Origin of the sequence: Hahnella aquatica (SeqCode) (genome assembly GCF_965194505.1) — a bacterium.
Lineage (GTDB): Bacteria > Pseudomonadota > Gammaproteobacteria > Burkholderiales > Burkholderiaceae_A > Hahnella > Hahnella aquatica.
This window is the reverse complement of sequence record NZ_OZ239144.1, coordinates 1539132-1561030: the sequence shown is the minus strand read 5'-3', so window position 1 is coordinate 1561030 and position 21899 is coordinate 1539132. Positions and strand designations below refer to the sequence as shown.

General features: G+C 54.7%; 22 protein-coding genes. 9 read left to right on the top strand and 13 right to left on the bottom strand.

The genetic code is table 11. The annotated features are described in order from the left end of the window. The first annotated feature begins 56 nt into the window (after nucleotides 1–56). The 9 genes from flgG (at nucleotide 57) to AC8GDA_RS08040 (ending at nucleotide 11690) form a co-directional block, all read left to right on the top strand. Nucleotides 57–842, top strand: a complete 786-nt coding sequence (flgG, locus tag AC8GDA_RS08080; RefSeq protein WP_506556019.1) for a flagellar basal-body rod protein FlgG — start codon at nucleotides 57–59, stop codon at nucleotides 840–842. Between the two features lie 16 nt (nucleotides 843–858). Further along, the gene (locus tag AC8GDA_RS08075) at nucleotides 859–1557 is read left to right on the top strand and encodes a flagellar basal body L-ring protein FlgH (RefSeq protein ID WP_506556018.1); all 699 of its coding nucleotides are present in this window, start codon (nucleotides 859–861) and stop codon (nucleotides 1555–1557) included. Between the two features lie 15 nt (nucleotides 1558–1572). Next, nucleotides 1573–2802: a flagellar basal body P-ring protein FlgI gene (locus AC8GDA_RS08070; RefSeq protein WP_506556017.1), complete on the top strand. Its 1230-nt coding sequence runs from the start codon at nucleotides 1573–1575 to the stop codon at nucleotides 2800–2802. Between the two features lie 7 nt (nucleotides 2803–2809). Next, nucleotides 2810–3352: a rod-binding protein gene (locus AC8GDA_RS08065; RefSeq protein WP_506556016.1), complete on the top strand. Its 543-nt coding sequence runs from the start codon at nucleotides 2810–2812 to the stop codon at nucleotides 3350–3352. Nucleotides 3353–3367: 15 nt separating this feature from the next. Then, entirely contained in the window at nucleotides 3368–7108 is a 3741-nt protein-coding gene (flgK, locus tag AC8GDA_RS08060; RefSeq protein WP_506556015.1) for a flagellar hook-associated protein FlgK, read from the top strand. A gap of 12 nt (nucleotides 7109–7120) precedes the next feature. Next, nucleotides 7121–8044 carry a flagellar hook-associated protein FlgL gene (gene flgL / locus AC8GDA_RS08055; RefSeq protein WP_506556014.1) on the top strand — a complete coding sequence of 308 codons (924 nt, stop codon included), beginning with the start codon at nucleotides 7121–7123 and terminating at the stop codon, nucleotides 8042–8044. 66 nt (nucleotides 8045–8110) lie between these two features. Continuing rightward, nucleotides 8111–9844 (top strand): flagellar filament capping protein FliD, encoded by a 1734-nt coding sequence (fliD, locus tag AC8GDA_RS08050; protein WP_506556013.1) that lies wholly within the window; start codon nucleotides 8111–8113, stop codon nucleotides 9842–9844. Between the two features lie 234 nt (nucleotides 9845–10078). Continuing rightward, complete coding sequence (locus AC8GDA_RS08045; RefSeq protein WP_506556012.1) at nucleotides 10079–10366, top strand: flagellar protein FlaG; 288 nt, start codon at nucleotides 10079–10081, stop codon at nucleotides 10364–10366. A 100-nt stretch (nucleotides 10367–10466) separates the two neighbouring features. Next, the gene (locus AC8GDA_RS08040) at nucleotides 10467–11690 is read left to right on the top strand and encodes a flagellin N-terminal helical domain-containing protein (RefSeq protein WP_506556011.1); all 1224 of its coding nucleotides are present in this window, start codon (nucleotides 10467–10469) and stop codon (nucleotides 11688–11690) included. 7 nt (nucleotides 11691–11697) lie between these two features. Here the strand turns inward: AC8GDA_RS08040 and AC8GDA_RS08035 are convergent, their stop codons facing one another. From AC8GDA_RS08035 to AC8GDA_RS07975, 13 genes are all read right to left on the bottom strand, one after another. Then, nucleotides 11698–13620 (bottom strand): motility associated factor glycosyltransferase family protein, encoded by a 1923-nt coding sequence (locus AC8GDA_RS08035; RefSeq protein WP_506556010.1) that lies wholly within the window; start codon nucleotides 13618–13620, stop codon nucleotides 11698–11700. Nucleotides 13621–13626: 6 nt separating this feature from the next. Then, nucleotides 13627–14034, bottom strand: coding sequence for a DUF8042 domain-containing protein (locus AC8GDA_RS08030; RefSeq protein ID WP_506556009.1), 408 nt, complete (start codon nucleotides 14032–14034; stop codon nucleotides 13627–13629). A gap of 75 nt (nucleotides 14035–14109) precedes the next feature. Further along, nucleotides 14110–14364, bottom strand: coding sequence for an integrase core domain-containing protein (locus tag AC8GDA_RS08025; RefSeq protein WP_506557226.1), 255 nt, complete (start codon nucleotides 14362–14364; stop codon nucleotides 14110–14112). Nucleotides 14365–14482: 118 nt separating this feature from the next. Continuing rightward, the gene (locus AC8GDA_RS08020) at nucleotides 14483–15820 is read right to left on the bottom strand and encodes an MBL fold metallo-hydrolase (protein ID WP_506556008.1); all 1338 of its coding nucleotides are present in this window, start codon (nucleotides 15818–15820) and stop codon (nucleotides 14483–14485) included. A 47-nt stretch (nucleotides 15821–15867) separates the two neighbouring features. Then, nucleotides 15868–16713 carry an AAC(3) family N-acetyltransferase gene (locus tag AC8GDA_RS08015; RefSeq protein ID WP_506556007.1) on the bottom strand — a complete coding sequence of 282 codons (846 nt, stop codon included), beginning with the start codon at nucleotides 16711–16713 and terminating at the stop codon, nucleotides 15868–15870. Between the two features lie 26 nt (nucleotides 16714–16739). Beyond that, a complete protein-coding gene (locus tag AC8GDA_RS08010; protein WP_506556006.1) occupies nucleotides 16740–17483 on the bottom strand; it encodes an SDR family oxidoreductase in 744 nt (247 codons plus the stop codon). Beyond that, nucleotides 17461–17679 carry an acyl carrier protein gene (locus tag AC8GDA_RS08005; RefSeq protein WP_506556005.1) on the bottom strand — a complete coding sequence of 73 codons (219 nt, stop codon included), beginning with the start codon at nucleotides 17677–17679 and terminating at the stop codon, nucleotides 17461–17463. Before AC8GDA_RS08005 ends, AC8GDA_RS08010 begins: the two co-directional genes overlap by 23 nt. Beyond that, nucleotides 17680–18744, bottom strand: a complete 1065-nt coding sequence (locus AC8GDA_RS08000; RefSeq protein ID WP_506556004.1) for a 3-oxoacyl-ACP synthase III family protein — start codon at nucleotides 18742–18744, stop codon at nucleotides 17680–17682. It abuts the gene before it with no gap. Further along, nucleotides 18741–18968 carry a phosphopantetheine-binding protein gene (locus AC8GDA_RS07995; protein ID WP_506556003.1) on the bottom strand — a complete coding sequence of 76 codons (228 nt, stop codon included), beginning with the start codon at nucleotides 18966–18968 and terminating at the stop codon, nucleotides 18741–18743. The genes AC8GDA_RS08000 and AC8GDA_RS07995 overlap by 4 nt, the downstream gene beginning before the upstream one ends. After that, nucleotides 18968–19207: a hypothetical protein gene (locus AC8GDA_RS07990; protein ID WP_506556002.1), complete on the bottom strand. Its 240-nt coding sequence runs from the start codon at nucleotides 19205–19207 to the stop codon at nucleotides 18968–18970. Before AC8GDA_RS07990 ends, AC8GDA_RS07995 begins: the two co-directional genes overlap by 1 nt. Nucleotides 19208–19266: 59 nt before the next feature. After that, entirely contained in the window at nucleotides 19267–19785 is a 519-nt protein-coding gene (locus AC8GDA_RS07985; RefSeq protein WP_506556001.1) for a GNAT family N-acetyltransferase, read from the bottom strand. 9 nt (nucleotides 19786–19794) lie between these two features. Continuing rightward, the gene (locus AC8GDA_RS07980) at nucleotides 19795–21321 is read right to left on the bottom strand and encodes an amino acid adenylation domain-containing protein (protein ID WP_506556000.1); all 1527 of its coding nucleotides are present in this window, start codon (nucleotides 21319–21321) and stop codon (nucleotides 19795–19797) included. Continuing rightward, nucleotides 21311–21868: a GNAT family N-acetyltransferase gene (locus tag AC8GDA_RS07975; protein ID WP_506557225.1), complete on the bottom strand. Its 558-nt coding sequence runs from the start codon at nucleotides 21866–21868 to the stop codon at nucleotides 21311–21313. The genes AC8GDA_RS07980 and AC8GDA_RS07975 overlap by 11 nt, the downstream gene beginning before the upstream one ends. Between the last annotated feature and the right edge of the window lie 31 nt (nucleotides 21869–21899).

Below are 21899 nucleotides of genomic sequence, written 5' to 3'. Positions count from 1 at the left end.
ACCTTTTTAGGCCCGCTTTTTGCTTCGTGTAGGGCAACTCTGTAAAGGAAGTCGACATGGACGCCTCACTCTGGATCTCGAAGACGGGACTCGACGCTCAGCAAAAACGCATGAGCGTGATTTCCAACAACCTGGCCAACGTCAATACCACCGGTTTTAAGCGCGACCGAGCGGTCTTTGAAGACCTGCTATACCAAAATGTGCGCCAGGCCGGCGGCCAGACGGGTGCCGACACCCTGGCGCCCACGGGCCTTATGATGGGTACCGGTGCCCGAGTGCTCGCCAACGAGAAAATTCACGCCCAGGGCAACATGATCAACACCGAGAATGCTTTGGACATTGCCGTTGACGGCCCGGGGTTCTTCCAGATCACCCAGGCCGACGGCACGATTGCCTACTCGCGTGACGGGGGCTTCAAGATTTCGGCCACCGGTCAGGTGGTGACTGCCAACGGCGACTTGCTCGACCCCGCCCTGGTCATTCCAGACAACGCATCCTCCATCACGATTGGCCGAGACGGCATTGTCTCGGTGGAGATCGTCGCTGGGGGTGGACAGGTCCAACTCGGCCAGATCAACCTGGCCCGGTTCATCAACCCGGCGGGCCTTCAGCCCATGGGCCAGAACCTCTACAAAGAAACCGCTGCCAGTGGCGCCCCCCAGGTCTTGGTGCCTGGCACCGCCGGTGTGGGCTTTCTTCGCCAGGGCATGTTGGAAGCCTCCAACGTGAACGTGGTGGAAGAGATGGTCAACATGATCGAGACCCAGCGCGCCTACGAGGTGAACTCCAAGAGCATCTCGGCCACCGACGGCATGCTGCGCTTCCTTAATCAAAACCTCTAATTTGAAAGGCCGTGTGATGCGCCTTGTTGCCTTGTTTTCCACGGTCTGCGCAGCCGCCCTGCTCGCCGGCTGTTCCTCGCCGCCCAAGATGGCGGCCGAGGAGTTCGCACCCATCGTTCAGCTGCCACTCGAGCCCGAAAAGCTCGTCACCGGTTCCATCTACAACGGCGGCCGAAACGACAACTGGTTTGGCCGCAAGAAGGATTACCGCGTGGGCGACATCATCACGGTCATTCTCAATGAGCAGACCCAGGCCAACCGGGTCACGAACACCAGCGCGGTTCGGGAGACTTCGAACGACGTGGCTGCCGGCCTGGTTCCCAACATCGTGAGCAATTTGCCTGGCTTTGCGCGTGATCGAGCGGGGCGCATCACCAATGGCCTTAAGCTCGACGGCTCCGAAATCAGCAGCGAGGCCACGGGCACCGCAGACCAGCAGGCGAGCCTCTCGGGCTCTGTGGCCGTGACCGTCACCCAGGTGCTCTCCAATGGGAATTTGGTGGTGCGCGGCGAGAAGGTGCTCGACCTCTCCGAGGGCAGCGAGACCATTCGTGTGGCGGGCATTGTTCGCAGCGAAGACATCGCGCCCAACGGAACTGTGTTCTCGCGTCGCTTGGCCAATGCCCAGATTGCGTACACCGGCACGGGTGACCTGGCCAGTGCCAACAAGGTGCCCTGGGGCACCGGCATTCTCATGAAGCTCTGGCCGTTCTAAATGGAGGCCCGCACCATGGACCCATACAACCCACTTCTGCAGCCGTCGGTGCAACCTTCGAAGACGGTGCCTGACGTATCTCTGCTCGACCGCCTTGTTCACAAGGCATGCCAGGTACTCGGTTGGATTGCTGCCGCGCTCGCACTCGCCGTTCTGCTGGCGGGCCCCGCCCAGGCCGACCGTGTGAAAGACCTCGCCTCGGCCGCGAGCATGCGCTCCAACCAACTGCTCGGCTACGGCCTGGTGGTGGGCCTGGAGGGCACGGGTGATGGTGCCGATGTCTCTGTCACAGCAAGCTCCATGAAGGCCATGCTCGGCCGCCTGGGCGTGAACATTGATGGCTCCTTGGGGGACTTCGACACCGCCAGTGGCGGCAAGCTGGATGTGAAAAACGTGGCGGCCGTGATGGTGACGGCCGAACTGCCCGGCTTTGCCAAGCCGGGCCAGAGAATTGATGTGAATGTGTCGGCCATTGGCAAGGCCAAGAGCCTGCGGGGCGGCACGCTCATCCTCACCAGCCTGCGCGGTGTGGACGGCCAGGTCTATGCACTGGCCCAGGGTGCGCTCACGGCCACCGGTGTGAACGAGGAAGCTGCGGGCTCCCGGGTCACCCGAGGTGTACCAACCGCAGCCCGCGTGCCCAGTGGCGCCATTGTGGAGCGCTCAGTGGCCACGCCTTTTGACACCGCCGAGCTGGTGCTGCTTAACGTGCATGCCTCGGACTTCACCACCACCACGGCCATTGTGAATGAGATCAACAAGACCTTCGGTGGGGATGTGGCCAAGGCCCTAGACCCTGTCTCCATTGCCATTCGTGCGCCGCAAGACATCAGCCAGCGGGTCTCCTTCATGAGCATGGTGGAGAACCTTCAGGTCACCCCCGGTGAGCCACCAGCCAAGGTCGTTGTGAACTCGCGCACCGGCACGGTGGTGATCAGCCGCAATGTGAAGGTCACGGCCGCAGCCGTCTCCCACGGCACGATCTCGGTGACGGTGGCCGCCACCAACGAGGTGAGCCAGCCGCCGTCCTTTGGTGGTACGGGCGGCCAGACCCAGGCGGTTCAGAATGCCGACGTTGAAGTGGCCGAGCCGCTTCGCCCCATGTTCCTTTTCCAGCCGGGTGTGGACCTTCGCCAGATTGTGGACGCGGTGAACCAAGTGGGCGCAACGCCCTCGGCCCTCATCGCCATTCTGGAAGCGCTCAAGACTTCGGGCAGCCTGCGAGCTGAACTGGTGGTGATCTAAGGTGAACGTGAACGAATCCGGAGATGTCCGCAGCGCCTTGGACTTCCAAGGCCTTGGTCAGTTGCGGGCCCAGGCAGCGCAGACCAAAGACGCCGCCAGCAACCCGGCACTTCGCAAGGCGGCTGAGCAGTTTGAGTCCATGTTTCTGCAGATCATGATCAAGACCATGCGGGAGGCCACGGCCTCGAACGAAGAGGGCGACCTCATGGGGTCTTCCACCACAAAGACCTACGAGGCCCTCTTTGACCAAGAAATTGCCCAAGAGATGGCCAAGAAGGGCGGCGTGGGCCTGGCCGACATGCTCGTGAAATCTTTTGAGCGCAATCAGCCGGGCCAGGTTCATGTGGACCCCTCGGCCGACCCCGCCACCGCAGAAGTGTTGGCCGGGCGCATGGCCTTACTGAAGGAATCGGCCCAGAAGGGGCTGCCTGTAGCGCCAAAGTTAAAAGGATTGCCCTTGAACGTGGAGCTGGCCTCGGGCCTTGCCCTGCCCAAGGCCAAGACCAACCTGCCCATCGATCTCAACAAGATGATGGGGGGCCACCGCTAGCGCGGGGCATGAGCCATGAGTGACCTCGTCTCCATTGCCGGCTCCGCGGTTGCGGCCTACCAGCGTGCCCTGGGCACGGTGGCCAACAACATCGCCAACGTAGACAGCGCGGGCTACACCCGGCAAGAGGCGGGTCTCATTGAAAACGCGCCGCGCTCCTACGGCACGAGCTACCTGGGCACCGGTGTGAACGTCACGGGCATCAAGCGGCTCTACGATGCCTTCATTGAGAACAGCCTTCGCAATGCCAACACCGAACTCGGCACCCAAGGCCCGCTGGTGAACTACGCCAATCGCGTGGTGGACATCATGGGCAATGAAGAGGTGGGCCTGCTCTCGGCGTTCGACCAATTTTTTGACTCGGCCCGGCAGCTCGCCACCGATTCTTCTTCCATCATTCTGCGGGCCCAGTTCATCAGCAAGGCCGAGGCCCTGGCCTCTCGCTTCCAGGGGCTTAATACCCAGTTGAACCTGGTGGCCCAAGAGACCGCCGAGGCCTTGAAGAGCGAGACCGATTCGCTCAACAGCCTGAGTGGGCAGCTTGCACTGGTCAATGCCCAGTTGGGCAAGACCAAGATCATCGAACGTCAGCCGCCGGCCATCATGGACCAGCGCGACGAGATTCTTCGCCAGATGGCGGCGCTTGCCAAGGTGCAGGTCACCGAGCGCAGCAACGGCCAGGTGGTGGTGTCCATTGGGGCCTCATCCAGCGGCGGAGAAATTGTGAATGGCGACACCTTCCGGCGCGTCACGGCTGTGATGAACCCCTCGTCGGTGGGCAAGGTAGACCTCGTGATTGATGCCGCCTCGCCCCGGGCAGAGACCGTGTTTGGATTCTCCGGGGGCAGCATTTCGGGGCTGATGAACTTCCGCAGCCAGTTGCTCGAGCCCAGCTTCACGGGGCTGGACAACCTGGCGCGTACCTTGGCCATTGAGGCCAATGCCATCCACCGCGAGGGCATTGACCTGGAAGGCCGCAACGGCGGCGACCTCTTCCGAATCGACCCCCAGTTCTCGATGGTCTCTAACAGTGGCGACACGGACGTGCGATACAGCGCCAGCGTGCTGGACTTGGCCACCTATTCCGCCAACACGCTGCGGCTGGATTACCGGGCCAACGCCGGGCAGATCAACAACGTGGTGCTCATGGGCCAGTTCAAGGTGGGTGAGCAGATCACCGTGAACCTAAACGGGGCCGAGAGGCGATTGACCGTCTCCGGTGCGCTCTCGACTGGCTCGGATGCCGGAACCACCCTGGCCGAGGGTGCCGATATCGACCTGGACGAAGTACAAGCGCAGCTGCGTACGTTCCTGGAGGGTGGTAATGGCTCCTCTGTTGGTGGTGCCTTTGGCCTGCAGATCAATGTGGACGACGGCACGGGCACCGATTTGCTGGTGACCAGCGATGTGTTGGGCGCCTTCAACCTTCAGGTGAGCACCAGCAGTGACGGTGGCCGTATTGATGAAATCATCAGCCGTGGCCAGTGGACACTCACCGACACCGTGTCGGGAGAGACCACCACGGGCACCAAGAGCGTGGCCTTGAATGGCATTCAGCTCGATCTCTCTGGCGAGGCCAAAGACGGCGAGATTCTGTTCCTGAACATTGCAAACTCACCCTCGGCTGGCCTGCGCGTGGCGGTGGATGACCCCAACCGCGTGGCCGCTGCTGCACGGTTCCGGGTGATTGAAAACCAGTTCAACCCCAGCAAGGTGAGCGCCAGCCTGTTCGAGACTCCTGAGGACTTCAGCGCCGACCGCGGCCTGTGGCTCGACAGCGTGGTGGGCGACGCCCCCGACTTCGACCGGCTGGACAACAACATTCTGGCTTCTGAGGCCGTGCGTTTCAGTGGCCCCAAGGCCACACCGATTGCCATCGTGCCCGCAGGCTACAAAGACACCACGCTGTTTTTGGGTGAGGTTGGAACCCAGCCGCTCAACCTGCAGGTGATGACCCGCGATGGGCGCCATTTGCTGGGGCAGTTCTATGAGCCCTCCGCGGAGCGGATACAGGTGGAAAAAGATCGCCTGGGCCGAGATGAGCTGACCGATGTGGAGATGGCGGCGCTTTACGATGAGGCCGGGGAGGAGGCGCTTCGTCTGTCTCGCCTGGCTGGAGTGACTTTCTCGGCGGGGGCCACATATTCTCACCAGTATTTGAATGTGGCTGGAGGTGATTCCTATCGGGGCATGGACTTGTTCTATGGTGTTCGAGCCGACGTACAGGAAGTCCCTCAACTGACCCTGGACCATGTGTATGGCGCCATCGAGCGCACGCCAGCCTCCGTAACCAGCACAGCCATCGGTGACATCAAGGCTGCCATTGGCGATGTGATTTACAACGAGGGAGACTTCGACCTCAACGGTGTGGCACTTGGTCAACTCAAACTTGTCGATGATGGTTCGGGCGGCCCCAAGCTCCAGTTGACGCGCACGAATGATGTCGGGGATCAGGTCACCCTAGACCTTCCTCTTCCTGGAACGACAATGAATGCCTTTGGGGCAGCTACGAATGGTCAGTACTCGCTCGACGCGACGCACCTGAAGGCCTATTTTGATGCTCACAGCTATAACCGGGTGCTTGGTGTGCCCAGTGCCTATGCCCGGGGAGGCGCACTCGAGGAGTTCTCAAAGACGTTTGGCGTGACCGTGACCGTCAATGACTTTCTTGAAGACAAAGTTGCCAAACAGTCTCTAACTTTTACTCGCGAGATGGAGAATGTCGGTGAGCAGCAGGCCATCAACTTCTCGAGTGCTGTGGACGCCAAGGGAAGTATTTCTGTTGGTGGCATCTCTGTGCCCTTGGTGTTGGGTGAGACCGCGAATCAAGTGGCCACCAAGGTTGCCGCAGCCTTAAGAGAGTCTGCCGCGTTCGGACCACAGTCTGGCCGCTCTGTTTCCGTGCACGAGGGCAGGGTAACCATCACCTATCGAATCGATGAAGAGAATGTCGATTTGGTGGCGGCCGTTAAGACGACATCGACAACGCCGTCTGTACTGGTCTCGACCATTCGAGATGCCTATGTGGACATTCCGTCCAATCCAGATGCCCGGGACAGTCAGATTCGGCTTGGGCTGGGCCAGACGGGTGGCACGGATCAGCTTGCCGCCTTGGGTTTTCGAACAGGTGTGTACCTCGTTGGAGAGGTGAAAGAGGACTTGTTGGTCTTTGCGCAGGGCGAGTCTGGCGCAAGCTTTCGACTTGGGGCTACTTTCGAAGAAGGAAGCCGTGATGCAGTGGAGACTCTGCGCGCAGAGCCCTTCGAGGTGTCTTTCACGGGCGAGGGTACCTACGAAATTCGGGACGTGCTCACAAATACCATTGTGGCCGAGCGGGTCTTCGACCCTGCCCATGGCGTGAGTTATCGGGGCGTGACCCTGCGGCTCAATGCGGAGCCCGTGGCGGGCGATCGCTTTTTGGTGGACGGCAACCAGGACGGCATTGGCAACAACGGGACCGCCCTTCGTTTGGGCGAACTCCAGAACCAGCGTGTGGTGGGGGGCACGTATACGCTCTCGGAAGCCTACGGAAACCTGGTGGGTGACACCGGCAACGTCGCCTTTCAGGCTGGCATTGCCAAGCAGGCGCTCGAGGTCGTGAAAGACCAGGCCGTGCAGGCCAGAGACAAGGTCTCTGGCGTGAGCCTAGACCAGGAGGCGGCTGATCTTATTCGGTTCCAGCAGGCCTACCAGGCCTCGGCCAAGGTGATGCAAACCGCCAGCGTACTGTTTGACGCCATTCTCGGCATTCGTTGATTGGGCTAAACCATGAAGATTTCCACTACTTACCTATACGACCGGGCTGTGAGCCAGATGACCACCAGCCAGTCCAAGTTGGCCCAGTCTCAGGCCCAGCTCTCTAGCGGCAAGAATGTGCTGCGGCCCAGTGATGCGCCTGAGGAGGCCGTGAGCATTCAACGCTTAAAGAGCGTGATCGCCCGCCAAGAGAGCTTCGAGCAGGCCATTCAAACCACCGAGAATCGCTTGAAGACCGAGGAAACTGCCCTTGAAGGGGTGAGCAATCTGCTCACCCGGCTCAAGGAACTCGCCATTCAGGCCTCGAACGACACCAACGGCCCCAAAGACCGAGAGATCATAGCCATTGAGATGCAGGGCCTTCAAGAAGACCTGCTGTCCTTTGCGAACACCCGAGACGCCAATGGAGCGTATCTATTCAGTGGTTCGCGGGTGTTTACCCCGGCGTTCTCTCAGCAGGCGGATGGCGAAGTGATCTACCAAGGCGACGAAACCGTCAACCTCGTGGATGTGGGCGATCAGCGCCAGTTGAGGGCCAACCGCACCGGCACTCAGGTGTTCGATCGCGTGGTGCGGACCGATGCCGATGGCAGCCAGTTTGGTGTGAGCTTTTTCCAAAGTGTTCAGGATCTGGTGGCTGCGGTCCGATCCTCCGATCGAGCGAACATGAACCGAGGCATTGCTGAGCTCACCAACCTTTCAGACAGTGTGTCCCTCTCGATCGCTCGGGTGGGGTCTGACATGAATGTGGTGACGGGGCAGCGCGCCGTGCTGGAAGAAACAAGGCTTCAACTGCAGCTGGTACTCAGTGAAGCAGAAGACCTTGATTACACCGAGGCTGTGACCAAGATGCAAAAGCAGATGCTGGCGCTGGAGGCCAGTCAGGCCAGTTTTGCCCAGATTTCGAGGCTGAGCCTCTTTGAATACATCCGCTGATGCACATGACTCAAGTTTTCGGCGCCAGGCCGATTCCCAACAAGATGATTCAGGCGACTCAACACCATGGCAGTTGACACCAACTTTGTGAGCGCCTTTGGCGCCGGTTCCGGGGTTGATACTAAATCTTTGGCCAAGAGCCTGGTCGATGCGGAGCGTGCGCCCAAAGAAAATCTCATCAACAAGAAGATTGAGAAGACCGAGGCGCGAATCTCCGGCTACGGCGCAGCCATGGCCATTTTGAATAATCTGAAGACCGCATTTCAGGGCCTCAACGATGCAACGGACTTCAACAGCCTTGCTGTGTCGACGGGAGGTTCCACTGCCTTTGGCGCCACCGCGACGTCGAGTGCGCTGCCCGGGGCTTATTCCGTTGAGGTGTTAAGCCTGGCCAAGGCGCAGCGGCGCCTGTCCGATACCGGATTCGCGGCGGCGACCACTGCGATCAACGGCGGGGAGCCCTTCTACCTCTATCTTCGCAAGAATGGGGGCGACTCCACCACGATCAGCATCAGTGCAGCCAACGCCACGGCAGGCTCAGTTGTTGGGGCCATCAACTCTGCCGGCCTCGGCGTTACTGCGCAGCTTCTCAATACCGGTGCCGCCAGCAATCCATTCAAGATCGTGCTTACAGGTGAGACCGGTGCCGCCAGTAGCTTCACAATGACAGGTGACAAGGGCGACGGCACCGCCGAACGCCAGAAGCTGACTTTTGGTGCCGCATCTGCGTCTGGCACCATCACTGTTGCGGGTGTTTCAGTTGATGTGGAGGCGGGGGATACCGCGGCGCAGGTTGCTACAAAGGTGCACGCGAGGCTTAACTCCAGCGCGACTTTCCTCAGTTTCCCGGGCCGTGTCCTGACCGACAGCGGCAACGGCACCCTCCTGTTTACACATGATGCGACCGAGGGTTATGCTCCCGATGCATCATTTTCGGCCAATGCCACTGGTGTGACCATGGCCGTAAGCGAGGATCAACCCTTTGTTCCCGGCACGACCGTTGCGGCCATGGCCTTTTCCTCAGTTCAGTCGGCCTCGGACGCTTCTATTGAGATCGATGGGGTGCCGATTACCAGAACCACGAACAACATCACCGATGCCATTCCTGGGGTCACACTCAACCTCACACGCACCACCAGCAGCGCCGAGGTGCTCACCCTTACCCGAGACCTCGATTCTGTTCGAACTAAGTTCGAAGGCCTGGTTACCGCGTACAACGATGCAATGTCTGATCTGGATATCCTCACGGGCCCGAAGAACACGGAGGACCCCGAAGACGTCTTCAGCGGCTCATTGGCCAATGATTCCACCGCCAGGGGCATTCGGAACAAGATTCGTGCGCTGTTTACTGGCCCCTCCAGCACTCCCGGCACGGAGGTCTCCACGCTTCGCGACCTGGGCATTTCGATCACCCGCGAGGGAAAAATGGAACTCAAGGCCGACGAACTCACCGCGGCGCTCGAGGGCAAGTTCGACGCCATGGTCTTGGCCCTGAGTGCCAACACCAACAACCAGTCGGAGTTGGGCACGGCAAACAGGGGTTTGGCTGGGGACGCCATCAAGACCATCAACGACATGCTCAAGACCGACGGTGTGGTGATGGCCCAGACCAATAGTGCAAATAAACAGCTAGACCGCTACAAAAAGGACCTCGAATCACTGGAAACGCGAATGGAGGCTTTGTTGGCCCGATATTCTAGGCAGTTCGGGGTGATGGATTCCATTGTTGGGCAGGCCAATGCCACCCGAGATAGCCTAAAGGGCACCTTTGACGCCATGATGGCCGCCTACAAGAACTAGTCCGCAGACAATTCCCAAGTAATTTAGTCGGAATTTGAGGCTCGGCCCTCAAGTTCCCGTTTGCGCTTCCGATGCTTCAAACGTGAGAAAAGGGTTTTGGCATCTGCCATCGCCCTTTGACGTTATTCGAAAGGGCGGTGCCTTATGGAATCTCTGGTTAATCAAGTGAGCGGCAGCCAAGGAGCGGGGGCTGTTCGCGCGGTCACCTCACCGCCCGATAAAGCAGAAGCCAAAATGGCGGAGACCAAGGCAGATGTCTCGAAGCCGCTGCCCATGCTTTCCATCGATCCAGTAAAGCTCTCCGAGCAGATTCAGGAGGCTGTGGCGAAGTTGAACGAGCAGATGAAAACAATGCAGCGAGATTTGGGCTTCTCGTACGACGAGCGCCTGAACCGGGAGATCGTGACGGTGCGCAAGCAATCCACCGGCGAGGTGGTTCGGCAGTTGCCCCCCGAAGTGGTGATTCGGGTTGCGCACAGCATTGAGGACCTCAAAGGCGTGCTGTATGACGACATTTTTTGATCAATCGACTAAAGCGCGGCAAACACTTGCCGATTCAGAGAGCATCAGAACAGACATCGGTCGTTCTGAGATTGCTTCCTAACATTGAAGGAGAAAGACCATGTCAGTTGTGAATACAAACATTAAAGCTTTGGTGGCGCAGCAGTCTGGTGTCAAAGTTGGACGCGATATGGCAACTGCCATGGAGCGTCTGTCGACTGGACAGAAGATCAACGGCGCAAAGGACGACGCAGCCGGCTTAGCCATCAGCACTCATATGAGCTCCATGGTGCGGGGTTTGAACATGTCCGTCAAAAACGCGAATGACGCAATCGCACTGTTGCAAACGGCTGAAGGCTCGATGGTAGAAATGACTAACATGCTTCAACGCATGCGTGAATTGTCAGTCCAGTCCGCATCAGACACGAACACTTCAGAGGATCGTCAATACTTAAATGCGGAATTCCAATCCCTCAAGTCTGAATTCAACCGCATTGTCAAAAACACGCAGTGGAACGGAGTAAACCTGCTGGATGGAACATTCCGCGGAAACCAAGGCGTTGCAGGCGTTACCACCGAGGCGGCCGTGACGGGTGGCGTAAGCGGTCTGATGGCATTTCAAGTTGGTGCAAATGCAGGTCAGATCGTTCGCCATCACTTTGGCGACTACCACGACTCCGATTCCACCTTCCAAGCTGGGACCATCACCATTCAGGCATCTACAGAGGCATTGAGTGGCGGCGTGGCACTATCCGGGACCGTGGTTCGGTTCACTGTCAATGACAGCGTCATCTCAGTGACGATTAACAGCAACGATATGCTGCACACCTCTCTAGCCTCAGCTATTGCAGACGCAATTGCACTCGACTCGGAACTTGGAAACGTTCTTACGGCAGTGGCCTCCGCAGCCGGGGTGATTACACTCACCTCCGTGGTGAAGGGAACAGCTTTCACCGTGACCAACAGCCTCGATCAAGACCAGAGTATTCTGGGCTACGTCGAGACAACCGCAAACGCCACTCGCGGTTGGGAGGTCCTTCAGTCGCTCCACATTAATAACCAAGACAACTCCACAAAGTCGATCATGGGGCTGGATGCGGCAATTATGTCTGTAAATCAGGGGCGGGCCGATATTGGCGCCACAATTAGCAGACTGACGTCCGCCATTGATAACATGACGGTAACATCAACAAACTTGGCGGATTCCCGCAGTAGGATTCTAGACACGGACTATGCCGTTGAATCTACGAAGCTGGCAAGGTCACAGATCGTCAGCCAGGCAGCAACCGCGATGTTGGCCCAAGCCAACGCTCAGCAGCAGTCTGTACTGGCTCTGCTGCAGTAATAGTAAGTTAGGACTGGCTTGTGTGAGAAGGGTTGGTGCGAATAGCACCAACCCTTTCTTTTATATCATCCTGAGCCAACTCAAAAAGTTTAATAGCACGGTCACATGCCTCAGGGATCTTCTCGTAAAGCATCACATTGTTCAGAAGTTTCGAACTTTCGTCATCGTCGCTGAGTACACTCGCTCTGCGATGAGAGAACGTTTCAATTCGCAGAAAAGATGTCATTACCAAATCAACCTTGGATTCGATGCTCTCAATTTTCTTAGCCTGTGCGTTAAAAGTCATCTTGGCCTCGGCTAGATCTCGTGACCCACCACTCTCAGACCATAGCCGTTGAACTCGCCCCAAAAGCTTCGAAGCTTCCATTGCATCTGTCTTCAAGTTGGAGAGCTCTTCACAGAATGCTCTGATTCTGTTGAGGGCGCACTCCGCCTCACTTGGGGTAAAAACCGGTGTTAGAGTAGAAAATCTGAGGAGTTCCTTCTTTGAGACTCGCTCCACGGACTCGATCGTGTCCAAAAGCTCCGCTTCCGGAATGCCCTGAATCCTGGCTCCACCCTCGGTGCAGTTGATGACTCCCGTCTTATCCTGGAGCCGCTCGTACCATAGTCGATAGACGTCCATCTGCTCGTTCGTCTCAACTGTTCCTACCCCACCATACGCAAGAACCGAGCGAAACTTGTCGGGTCGTTGAGCCTTGTCCTCCGAGAGAGTCGAACGACCTGTGTGTCCACGAGCATGAGAAATACCGCCGGTGTAAGCTAGATCTTGCCCGACAAGGATAATCGGCGAAGCTCCGATGTGACGCAAAAAATTAAAAGCCGTATGCGCGACGGAGCCCCCCGTTCCAAGGCTGCCATACTTAGTGCGCGTGAAAAATTCGCTAAGCTCGTCGCGGTCATCGCCTGAGTGACAGAACATCCGAATACCTTCAAACGTCTCAATAATTCTCACGTTATTACAGAAATCCGTCAAAAGTATCTCCCCATCTGCCTGAAGTCCTTCAAAGTGAGTCCAATTGGGGTCAAAAGGATCGATTGACACAACAAAATGCGGCTTCACGTCAGCTGCCCGTAACGTCTTCCAAGCCGGACCCACGCAAACAAGAAGAACCTCGTCTTGTATTGATCTCAGTATTGGTAGTTGCTTCTCTAGCGAGGGGCCAGCTGCAACAAGAACCCCTGGCCGGCCGAGCCACAGGCCTTTCGCCGAGGACACCGTAAGGGAATTAATAGAATTTGAGATATTGAGAATGGAATTTGAGAAAAACTTCTCACCCTGGGTTAGCCCCGTGAGAAATCCAAGCTTTTGTGTCGTCGTTCCAGACTTAAGGCGACTTAGAAAATCAATCAAAAAATTTGGATAAAAATCTTCAGATGACGCTGGATGCAATATCTTCCAGAGCTTTACTGTGACAGGGTCAATCAGGCTCGTAATCGCGTCCGCACAGGTGTTAGGTTCCTGCCCAAATAGCCAGATTGTTTTTGGTCTACTGATAACTTCATTAAAACTCCCGCAGAAAAAAAACGCCCTCAAGGTCTCTTCATTTGGCTCTATGACAATAAGTAGCGTCTCTGGCTTGATTCGCCGAGAACACTCCAACAGGAAGTGACCGGATGCAACGCCGATGACGACTAGGAACGTAAGTGATGAGGCATCCTCGGTCAACTCCTCGTCGAGCTGCCTTTGGGCAGCTGACCGCGCTCCGTAAGGGCTTTCTGAGAACAATCTTCGCGACTTGTCGACGACGTACTGTGTAACAACCTCTCCTGATTCAGTGTTCCGGAAGAACCTGATGCCAACATCTCTCAAGGTCGGGAGAGAAGAGGAGTTAATCAACCGATGAAGCGAGTGCTCCTCAGGTACGCCAGTTCTGTTCTTTTCCCAGAACTTAACCAACTCGGCGTCGGATGCAATCTCGCGATTCATTTGCCTTTACTTGCTCTGGCTTAAGTTGAATGAGAGCACTTGGATCTCTGCCAAGGTTGGCAGCAGTTCGTGCGTTAGTGACGCGCCCATTGAGCGAGCGTCCCCGTCTTGCATGAAATCGTGCAGGGACGTGACGGATTCTGACAAGTTCGTAATAAGCTTTGAAACGTCGGCGCTTAATTCTAGGCCGATAGAATTAAGAGAATTTAGATACACGTTGATGAGATCCAGGCCATCACTTAATTGATTTATCTCCGTCAGAACACTCGCAATAGACGACGAGGATAGAATTTTCTCTTCCATAATTTTTATCTCTGGAATTGCTCGCTCAAGGTAATTATGAATCTCAATTGAAGACAAGACTACTAGATTACCTGGCGCATCGTGATTCGGGGTCCGATCGTTCTTCTGCATAAAAATTTCCTTGAATTGGCTGATTCGGAGCATGCGCTCTTGGTGATGCTAAAACATAACACGATTGAACTTCACTTAATCTCTCTTAGATACAGCAGTGTAGGGGTTGTGTAGTCTCCCCCGTCTAGTAGAAACTCTGATGGGGGACATTTCTACTGGTGTGGGGTGTTGCCAGCTCTGAACGGGTGGCAACTTCTCGTTAGCCCTATGGGGCCGATCCTCGTTGTAATATTTCATCCACCCCTCGATAAGCTCACAGACCTCTCCACGGTCAGAGAGGAGCCAAGCGCCTAAGACTTCGTGTCGGTAGGTTCTATTTAACCGATCAATAAAGGCATTTTAGGTTAGCGCGCCGGACATGGGTTCGACATAGTAAACAAAAATTCAGTCAATAATAAGAGAGGCAAGAATACTTGAAATCTTTATGGGGGCCTCTAGAACCAAATCCTCAATTAGAGGAAAAGGCCTTTTTTTGATCATGGGTAAGCGTCAAAAAGTTTAATGAAAAAAAATCCGTTGGAAAGTGTCGATTTGGCTTTCGCTCGAAGAGGCATAGTGACCCTAGTACCCCATTCCAAACAAAGCGCCTAGTAAGGCAGCCGTACAGGGCACGCTGGTCAATGTGGATTATAAGGTTTCCGGCCTCTTTATTACTCGTTTCGAAAAGTTGATAGCTTCCTAGTCTACGCTCTTCGTCAGGTCCATCCTCCCTCAGAGCAAGTTCGTTGTAGATCTCGAATCGGATCGACTGCGAGACATGAAGCTCGGCTTCCTGAATTTTCCTCAACCAGTTCTCTCGAGCAGTAGCCAGAATCTCAATGATCCTTGTAAATTGTGGAGGTATAACAGTCTCGTAGTCATAAGGATCGGACCTGTGCATGCGAATAGCGGTCTCCAAGTCCGGCTCGATCGGGCTTACATCAGGATCGAATTGCTTGTGTGTGGATACATCTATAGAAAAGCCACCCTCTAGTTTGAGAGGACGCACCTCGAGCTTTAGGTTCTCAATTAGTTGTCGTATCTCATGAAATTCCGGTTGCGCAACATTCTCCCCGAAGCGACTCAGCCAACCCGGAATTAAATAAGTTCCGCCGGCGGGGAAGTAGTACTTGGGTGCCAATAATTCCAACCATCTCACGAGTTTAGTAAGCGACTCATCTACGATACGCCGCTTTTCACTGACCTGATCAATACCGAGAAATAGGTGAGGGTATTCACTGGCAGCGCCACTCATTAAGCAGCAGATGTCGATGGGGCCCAACGACCTCAAGATCCAATTTCGCACCTCTTCCAAATCAACTGTTGAAAGGGGGTTGTCAACTTGGTTAAAAAAAACCTCGCCATCTGCCTTTAAGACAATTGACGTGTCTAAATCGTAATTCACGGCATCATCTAGCCCAGATGAGTTGCTGGTCATCTGCGGAAAGATAGCGATGTCAAAGGAGCCGACCTGATTTATCGTGAAGGGATCAAACTCTCTAATGCGCGTCACCCCGAGTTTATTTAGTCGCTCCCGCATCACCGGTGCTGGAAACCGCTTTAAGATGAATTCTCGGTCTAGTAGATTCAGGGACTTGAGGGTCTCGGGGTGAAAATGATCATCATGAAGGTGTGAAAGGTAGACCCAGCGTGCATCTGACAAGTGACGCGCGAGTTGATCGACAGGGAACTCTGGAAAACTCTGCCAGCCTCCTGTATTCGCTTTACCTATCCATGGATCGCACACAATGTGCTCTCCTTGCGTCCTTACCGAGATGAATGAATTGCTATAGTGGGTGATTCTCAAGGTCGACTCCAATGAGGGTCAAAATTTTTCAACGTAACGCGATAGACTCAAAGCGCGACCATCTTTCTTGGCGCCAACGAAGTCGGACGTACTGCTTGGCCGAAGACCTCCTCGATGTAGAAATTGGGCGAGATCTCAAGTAGCTCAAGATACAGACTACGCGCTGAATCCAGATCAACAACGGTAATCGCCCCGCCACCCACGCGCTCAAATCCTGCCAAATCCCGCTCTATCAGCATATTCTCGTAAATCTTCGCACCACCGCCCGCCTGGACGCCTTCGTCACGAATGTATAACGTGTACTTGTCCTCATAGCGGCGGGTTCCATCGATAATGGAGCCCGTAAATGTAAAGTCATATCGATAGGGCACCTGTTTAAATGCCTCAAGGTAATGCATATAAGTGAAGCAATCGTGAATGCGAGGTCCCAGAAACAGAAATTTGACTTTCGCGTTTAGGGAGGACAACAGATCGAATGTGGAGTCACGTCCGACCGAATGTTTGCCAATTTGTGTCAGCAGACCGCGCTCCTCACCATGCAAAATATTAGACATAAGTGGATCACAAGAACGCATCCATTGATGCCTCACCCGCATGTACTCGTTTAGAGCCCCCATCGGGCTTGCAGATTTTGCTCGGTCGAACAATTGTCCATCGCAAAAACTGAAGGTGTAAGAGGGCATGATCAAAGTGGGCACGGCCATCCCATAGAGCACCTCTGCAATGGCTTCGAGAAGGCCGGATCGGCCCATCTCCAGGTTGGGCAAGCCGAACTGCATACCGGTATGGATATAGAGTACATCACACTGGTCAGCCTGCAACTCACGCAAGATGCGCCGTAATGCTGCCGACGAAATCAGCTCACCATCGTGTTTGAAAAGATAACTTTCCACTGCATACCCTTGGTTTTATAAATAAGTCAGGCGACGGATGCCCCACCGTCCAGAAAGATCTCCTGGCCGGTCATCCAAAGCCCATCCTTGAGCAGGAAATTGATCGCATCGGCGACGTCGTTGGCATGCCCCGTGCCTAGCAAATAGCGGGCGAAACGCTGGCTGTCGTCACCTTCGGAAAACAAATGTTCGGTCATGCGTGTTCTCACAGCCCCAAGAATTAGAGCGTTGTATCTTGTTTGGGGGAATTCAACTGCTAACCCCTTGATCAGACTGTTGAGCGCGCCCTTGGATGATGAGTAAACTGCGTTACCCTTGTCTCCAAATTTGCTGAATAGAGCTGACATCAATACGACTGAATGCAAGTACTCGCGGTGGGGTTTGCGCGCCAAAACCCTGAGAATCTCAATAATGCTGAACACATTCACATTGAAGATGGTCATCGTGTCCACTAGTTCAAACGAACGAAGCGGAAGTATCTTGAGATGCCCTGCAGCATGAACAACCCGCTCGACGTGAATGTCGCCCGACTCTAGCAACTGGAGAAATTCCGCATGGAGTCCCTCTGGGCTTGCCAGATTTCTACACCAAGTCCGCACCTCAGTAACAGCGCCTAATTCCGCGGCCAGGGCATCCAGAGCCTGAGTGTCGCGCCCGTGAAGCAGCAACCGATCCGTGGAGGACCGGCGGCGCGCCACTGCCGCACCGATAGTTGAGGTCGCCCCCGTTATAAGGGTGTAGCCTGCCTTATTTCCGGCTGGCGAGAACATGCTGTACGAACTCATTGATACTGCCAAACTTTTGAAGTCCCGCGGCGTCGATCTGGATCCCATAGCATGAATCCAGTAGCGCGATGACGCTGAGCGCATTAAGGGAGTCCCATTCCGGTAAATCCTCAAAGCGGGCATCCAGCGGCACTTCCACTACCTCAAGGATCTCACACAGTTCGGCTACAAGCTTTTCCATTTAAACCTCCAATACTCTTGCAAAAGAAATATTGCTCATAGGCATGAGCAGCGAACCCCAGGTTAACCCGACGCCAAATCCGGCGAGACACATTAAACGCGATCGCGCAAAATACGACGCGTCAAAGCTTGTGCAAAGCACGGCCGGAATGCTGACGCCACTGGAGTTTCCAAAATGACGCACCAGGTCCATGGGCATCTTGCTCTGCGGAACACCGAGCTTCTCGGCCAGTTTTCTAAGCATGAATGGATTGGGCTGGTGGAATACAAAGCTGTCCACCTGCGAAACCGTCACGCCACCATCTTCAAGTAGCGACTGGATCATCGGCGGAACTTCTTTCATGACGAAGTTGAACACCGCGTCGCCCCTCATGATCAGGTTATCAAGCGCTCTGGCATTTCCACTTGCGTCGACCTCAGGAATGGCTGTTTGAGGGCTCGGTCGGACTTTCATTCCCCCAGCCGGCACCATCAGAGCGTCCCAGCCAGAACCATCGACCTTGATGTTCCCATAGATCTCGTCGCAGTCGGATGTCGCGTCGACAATCGTGATCGAAGCTGCATCCCCGATGATGGGGCGACTGTTTCGATCGCCCTGGGCGACCAGACGACTGACCACGTCGGCGTTGACCAGCGCCACTCGCCGAATCCCCTTTTGATACAAAAGCGAGAACGCAACCGTGAGGCCGACGATGAACCCCGCGCAACCCTGGTTTATGTCAAGACACAACATATCCTGACGCATCCCAAGCCGCCTATGGATAACATAGCTCGTCCCTGGGATGAGGTAGTCAGGAGTCTGGGTAACGACTATCAGGGCATCCAATGTATTTAGGTCAAGCAGGTCGTCACGCGTCAGGGCTTCAAATCCAGCGGTAACCAGGTCCGAGCAAGTGACACCTTCGGCGACGACTCTGCGTCGGTCGAACCCCATCACGAGCTTAAGCTTCGCCGACTGTTGCGGAGAAAAATCGTAGGAGTTGGCTTCGCTGTCGAAACTAACCTCACGCGCAGGCAACACCAATTGGATGCCTTGGATGTGCGCCCCCTTAAACCGCAGGTTCATCGCTTGCAGCCCTCGACGAAAGCCTCAAGGATACGCAACGACGCGAAGTTCTCCGGAACGATCTGCTCCGCTTCGATAGAAATGCCCAACTGCTTCTCCAGTTCCTCGACAATCAAAATTATGTCTAGGGAATCCAGCACGCCAAAAAGTTCCGTGTCTTGACCTGAATTAAACTGAATCTCTGGCCGTACAGAATGAATGATTTTCGCAACACGACTACTCATCAATTTCTCCATTTTGTTAGCTCCAAAACCCCATCGTTGAGAATCAGGTATAGGTCATTTCCGACTAGGTGTAAGTCGGGTGCGCTTGCGGACTGCCGCAGTTCTGTATCCAACTCCTCACTGACCGTATTCTCCTTCACGATGCGAACCCCGCAGAGTCGGGCCTCTGGGTATGAAAACGAGAGTTCCCGGAAAATGAAATAGGCGCCGCCCACACCCATCGCTGCATGAATTTCCATGTTCGGTTCCTGAATCTCATGTAAGCAACGTGTGCTCATACTCGACCAACCCTCGCTCTCTAAGAAGTTTGCTCCCCAATAAGTAAATCAAAAATTAAACGATCATGAAATGATCCACCCACAGAGTGACTTTCTCTCTGGACTCCTATGCAGCGGAAATTATTCTTCTGTAAAACTCTGCACGAAGCGATGTTGTCCTCTACAACCGAGGCATGTAAGGAGTGCAGAGTTAGGGGTCCAAACGCCTCTTTAAGAATCAGATTAACCAACCTTGTCGCAATACCCTGCCCTCGCATTTCGTTAGTTGCTGTCAGGTACCATACCATCGCCGAGCGATCGAGTCGATCTATTTGGCTGAGACCAACCAAACCAACTGGCACGTTGCCGACAAGCCCAATGCACAAATAGTTAGACCTCTGCTTCAAACTTAATTGATGCGTAATCCGGTTGTATCTCCCCAAGCGGTAAACCGATTTCAACCACTTTCTAGTTTCCGGGTCGTCAAACCAAGGTCGAACCAATTCAAAGTCATCGTCGACCATTCGTCGAATTTCAATTTCGAGACCTCGGTATTCCATGTCTCCAGCTTACCCTTCAAGTAAATTTTTGAAGTGCAGTCGGTCTATCTTACCGTTCGAATTCATGGGCATCTGATCAACCTCCTCCAGCCGACCTGGGATCATGTAAGCAGGTAGCCTCTTCCCCAAGACCGATCGGAACGTTTGGAAAGTAAGACCTTCTCGCAGCTCGCAGTATGCGACGATCTCCTTTTTGCTTTGCGAATAGAGGACGCACACATTTCGCACAGCCGGGATCGAACTGGTTATTGCGTGCTCGATATCTGCCAGCTCGATTCGATATCCCAGATGCTTGATCATGGTGTCGGCGCGACCCTTGAAATGGTATTTACCCTCAAGGCACATGACCAGATCGCCCGTCTTGTAGATGGTCTCTGGATAGCTCTTGTTCAGGGGATTTTGGATAAAGGCCCGGGCAGTCTGTTCCGGATTGTTGTAGTAGCCCATAGCGAGGGATGTGCCACGAACATACAGGTCACCAATCTGGCCATCCGGAGTTTCTGTGCCGTCCTCGTTCAATACGAGTAAGGCTGTATTAAGGCAAGGGCGTCCGATGGGAATTGGCTGATCGTCGGGTATTCTCTCTCGGATAACGTGAAATGTGCAGTCGAGCGTAATCTCTATCGGCCCATAGAGATTCACGAATCGGACATCCGGGAACCGATCAAACCACTTATTGAAGTGAACCGTCGGGAATACCTCGCCCGCAAACCACACCATCTTGAGGTCTCGTAGCGCGAACTTGTCCAAGAGCCCCATGTTAGCGATATTCACCATGATGGTTGGCACCCAAAAAATGAAGCTAACCCGATTCTTTTCCAGAACATCAAGTATCTTTGCCGGGTAGGGTGCCAAGCGCTCGTCGATCAGAAAGAGTGTGCTCCCCTTAAATACAAGCATGCAAAGCTCATAACTAAAGATATCAAAGATGATAGGAGACAAGGATCCGACAACCTCGCGTCCATTTACATCCAATTCGTAAACGCTCCAATGCATGAAGTCGACGAAGCTGCGGTGATTGAGAACAACCCCCTTGGGAATGCCCGTTGATCCAGAGGTGTTAATGACGCAATATGGATCTGTGTCGATGAGTGACGTCATACGTGATTCACCGGGATTGTCCACTTGGTCCATCTCGTTTGAGCGAATCTCGTCGATGTTAAGAACCGGAACCTTCCGATCAGGAATCTGAGACAACACCTGTAAGCCCTGCGCATCTGTAATCACCAAACAAGGACCTATGACATCTAGAATCTGTCCCAAACGGGCGGAAGGACTCTTGATATCCAGATTCATATAGGCGCTGCCAATGGCGGTAATAGCCAGATCAGCCACCACCGCGCGATATGACTTCTTCAGAAGCACTGCGACAACAGCATTCTGAGGAACACCTCTTTGCAGTAGCACCCCAGCCAGTGAGTGAGTGGCTTGCTGCAACTGTTTAAATGTCCATGATTGATCACCCTCAATGACTGCCATCTTTTCCTCGAAGCGTTCAACCGTCTCCGTGAAATAGTTGTAAATGCTATTCTTCATCGCCACTTTCTGCCGCTTCCATGAGTTTCAGCAATCTTCCTTCGGACGAGACCCGACTCGACCAAACGTCGCGCGTCAGCTTCAAGTAACTCATCCGCAGATCTGCGTCGGTAGGTGTCTCATCGAGTCTGAAGCCAAGCATGGCGTTCAGCTTCGCAACTGAACTGTTGTTCTTGAGTTGATATCCGCGAATCATTTCGACCGGAAATGTCTCGAACACATAACGAATGCTTTGAAACACTACACACAGGCTTAGCAAACGCTGACGTGCATAGGCGGAGACCCAGAATCCACCAACCGCAGACCCTTCGTGCATATCAGTTAGTGAGTAAACGCCGACGAAGTGTCCATTACGCTGTACCTTCAAATAGGCCTGCGTGGTGGACGCTTTCAAAGACTCCACGAATCGCCGGTGCTCATCTGGCGCGATGACCCTATCTGATGTCATCCAGAGCCGCACTTCCGAATCGTTGCGGCCTCGTAGCACCTCATCCGACTCCTGTTCGGTCAGATCCGTGAAGTTCTTGAAGCAATATGTGGCACCCATCAATTACCCTACCCTTGCCCCGCCGTATCTG

Excerpts from the sequence above, each read along its gene's own strand:
- flgG (WP_506556019.1), top strand. The coding sequence starts at position 57 with ATGGACGCCTCACTCTGGATCTCGAAGACGGGACTCGACGCTCAGCAA.
- AC8GDA_RS08075 (WP_506556018.1), top strand. The coding sequence starts at position 859 with ATGCGCCTTGTTGCCTTGTTTTCCACGGTCTGCGCAGCCGCCCTGCTC.
- AC8GDA_RS08070 (WP_506556017.1), top strand. The coding sequence starts at position 1,573 with ATGGACCCATACAACCCACTTCTGCAGCCGTCGGTGCAACCTTCGAAG.
- flgK (WP_506556015.1), top strand. The coding sequence starts at position 3,368 with ATGAGTGACCTCGTCTCCATTGCCGGCTCCGCGGTTGCGGCCTACCAG.
- flgL (WP_506556014.1), top strand. The coding sequence starts at position 7,121 with ATGAAGATTTCCACTACTTACCTATACGACCGGGCTGTGAGCCAGATG.
- fliD (WP_506556013.1), top strand. The coding sequence starts at position 8,111 with ATGGCAGTTGACACCAACTTTGTGAGCGCCTTTGGCGCCGGTTCCGGG.
- AC8GDA_RS08045 (WP_506556012.1), top strand. The coding sequence starts at position 10,079 with ATGGCGGAGACCAAGGCAGATGTCTCGAAGCCGCTGCCCATGCTTTCC.
- AC8GDA_RS08040 (WP_506556011.1), top strand. The coding sequence starts at position 10,467 with ATGTCAGTTGTGAATACAAACATTAAAGCTTTGGTGGCGCAGCAGTCT.
- AC8GDA_RS08035 (WP_506556010.1), bottom strand. The coding sequence starts at position 13,620 with ATGAATCGCGAGATTGCATCCGACGCCGAGTTGGTTAAGTTCTGGGAA.
- AC8GDA_RS08030 (WP_506556009.1), bottom strand. The coding sequence starts at position 14,034 with ATGCAGAAGAACGATCGGACCCCGAATCACGATGCGCCAGGTAATCTA.
- AC8GDA_RS08010 (WP_506556006.1), bottom strand. The coding sequence starts at position 17,483 with ATGTTCTCGCCAGCCGGAAATAAGGCAGGCTACACCCTTATAACGGGG.
- AC8GDA_RS08005 (WP_506556005.1), bottom strand. The coding sequence starts at position 17,679 with ATGGAAAAGCTTGTAGCCGAACTGTGTGAGATCCTTGAGGTAGTGGAA.
- AC8GDA_RS08000 (WP_506556004.1), bottom strand. The coding sequence starts at position 18,744 with ATGAACCTGCGGTTTAAGGGGGCGCACATCCAAGGCATCCAATTGGTG.
- AC8GDA_RS07995 (WP_506556003.1), bottom strand. The coding sequence starts at position 18,968 with ATGAGTAGTCGTGTTGCGAAAATCATTCATTCTGTACGGCCAGAGATT.
- AC8GDA_RS07990 (WP_506556002.1), bottom strand. The coding sequence starts at position 19,207 with ATGGAAATTCATGCAGCGATGGGTGTGGGCGGCGCCTATTTCATTTTC.
- AC8GDA_RS07985 (WP_506556001.1), bottom strand. The coding sequence starts at position 19,785 with ATGGAATACCGAGGTCTCGAAATTGAAATTCGACGAATGGTCGACGAT.
- AC8GDA_RS07980 (WP_506556000.1), bottom strand. The coding sequence starts at position 21,321 with ATGAAGAATAGCATTTACAACTATTTCACGGAGACGGTTGAACGCTTC.
- AC8GDA_RS07975 (WP_506557225.1), bottom strand. The coding sequence starts at position 21,868 with ATGGGTGCCACATATTGCTTCAAGAACTTCACGGATCTGACCGAACAG.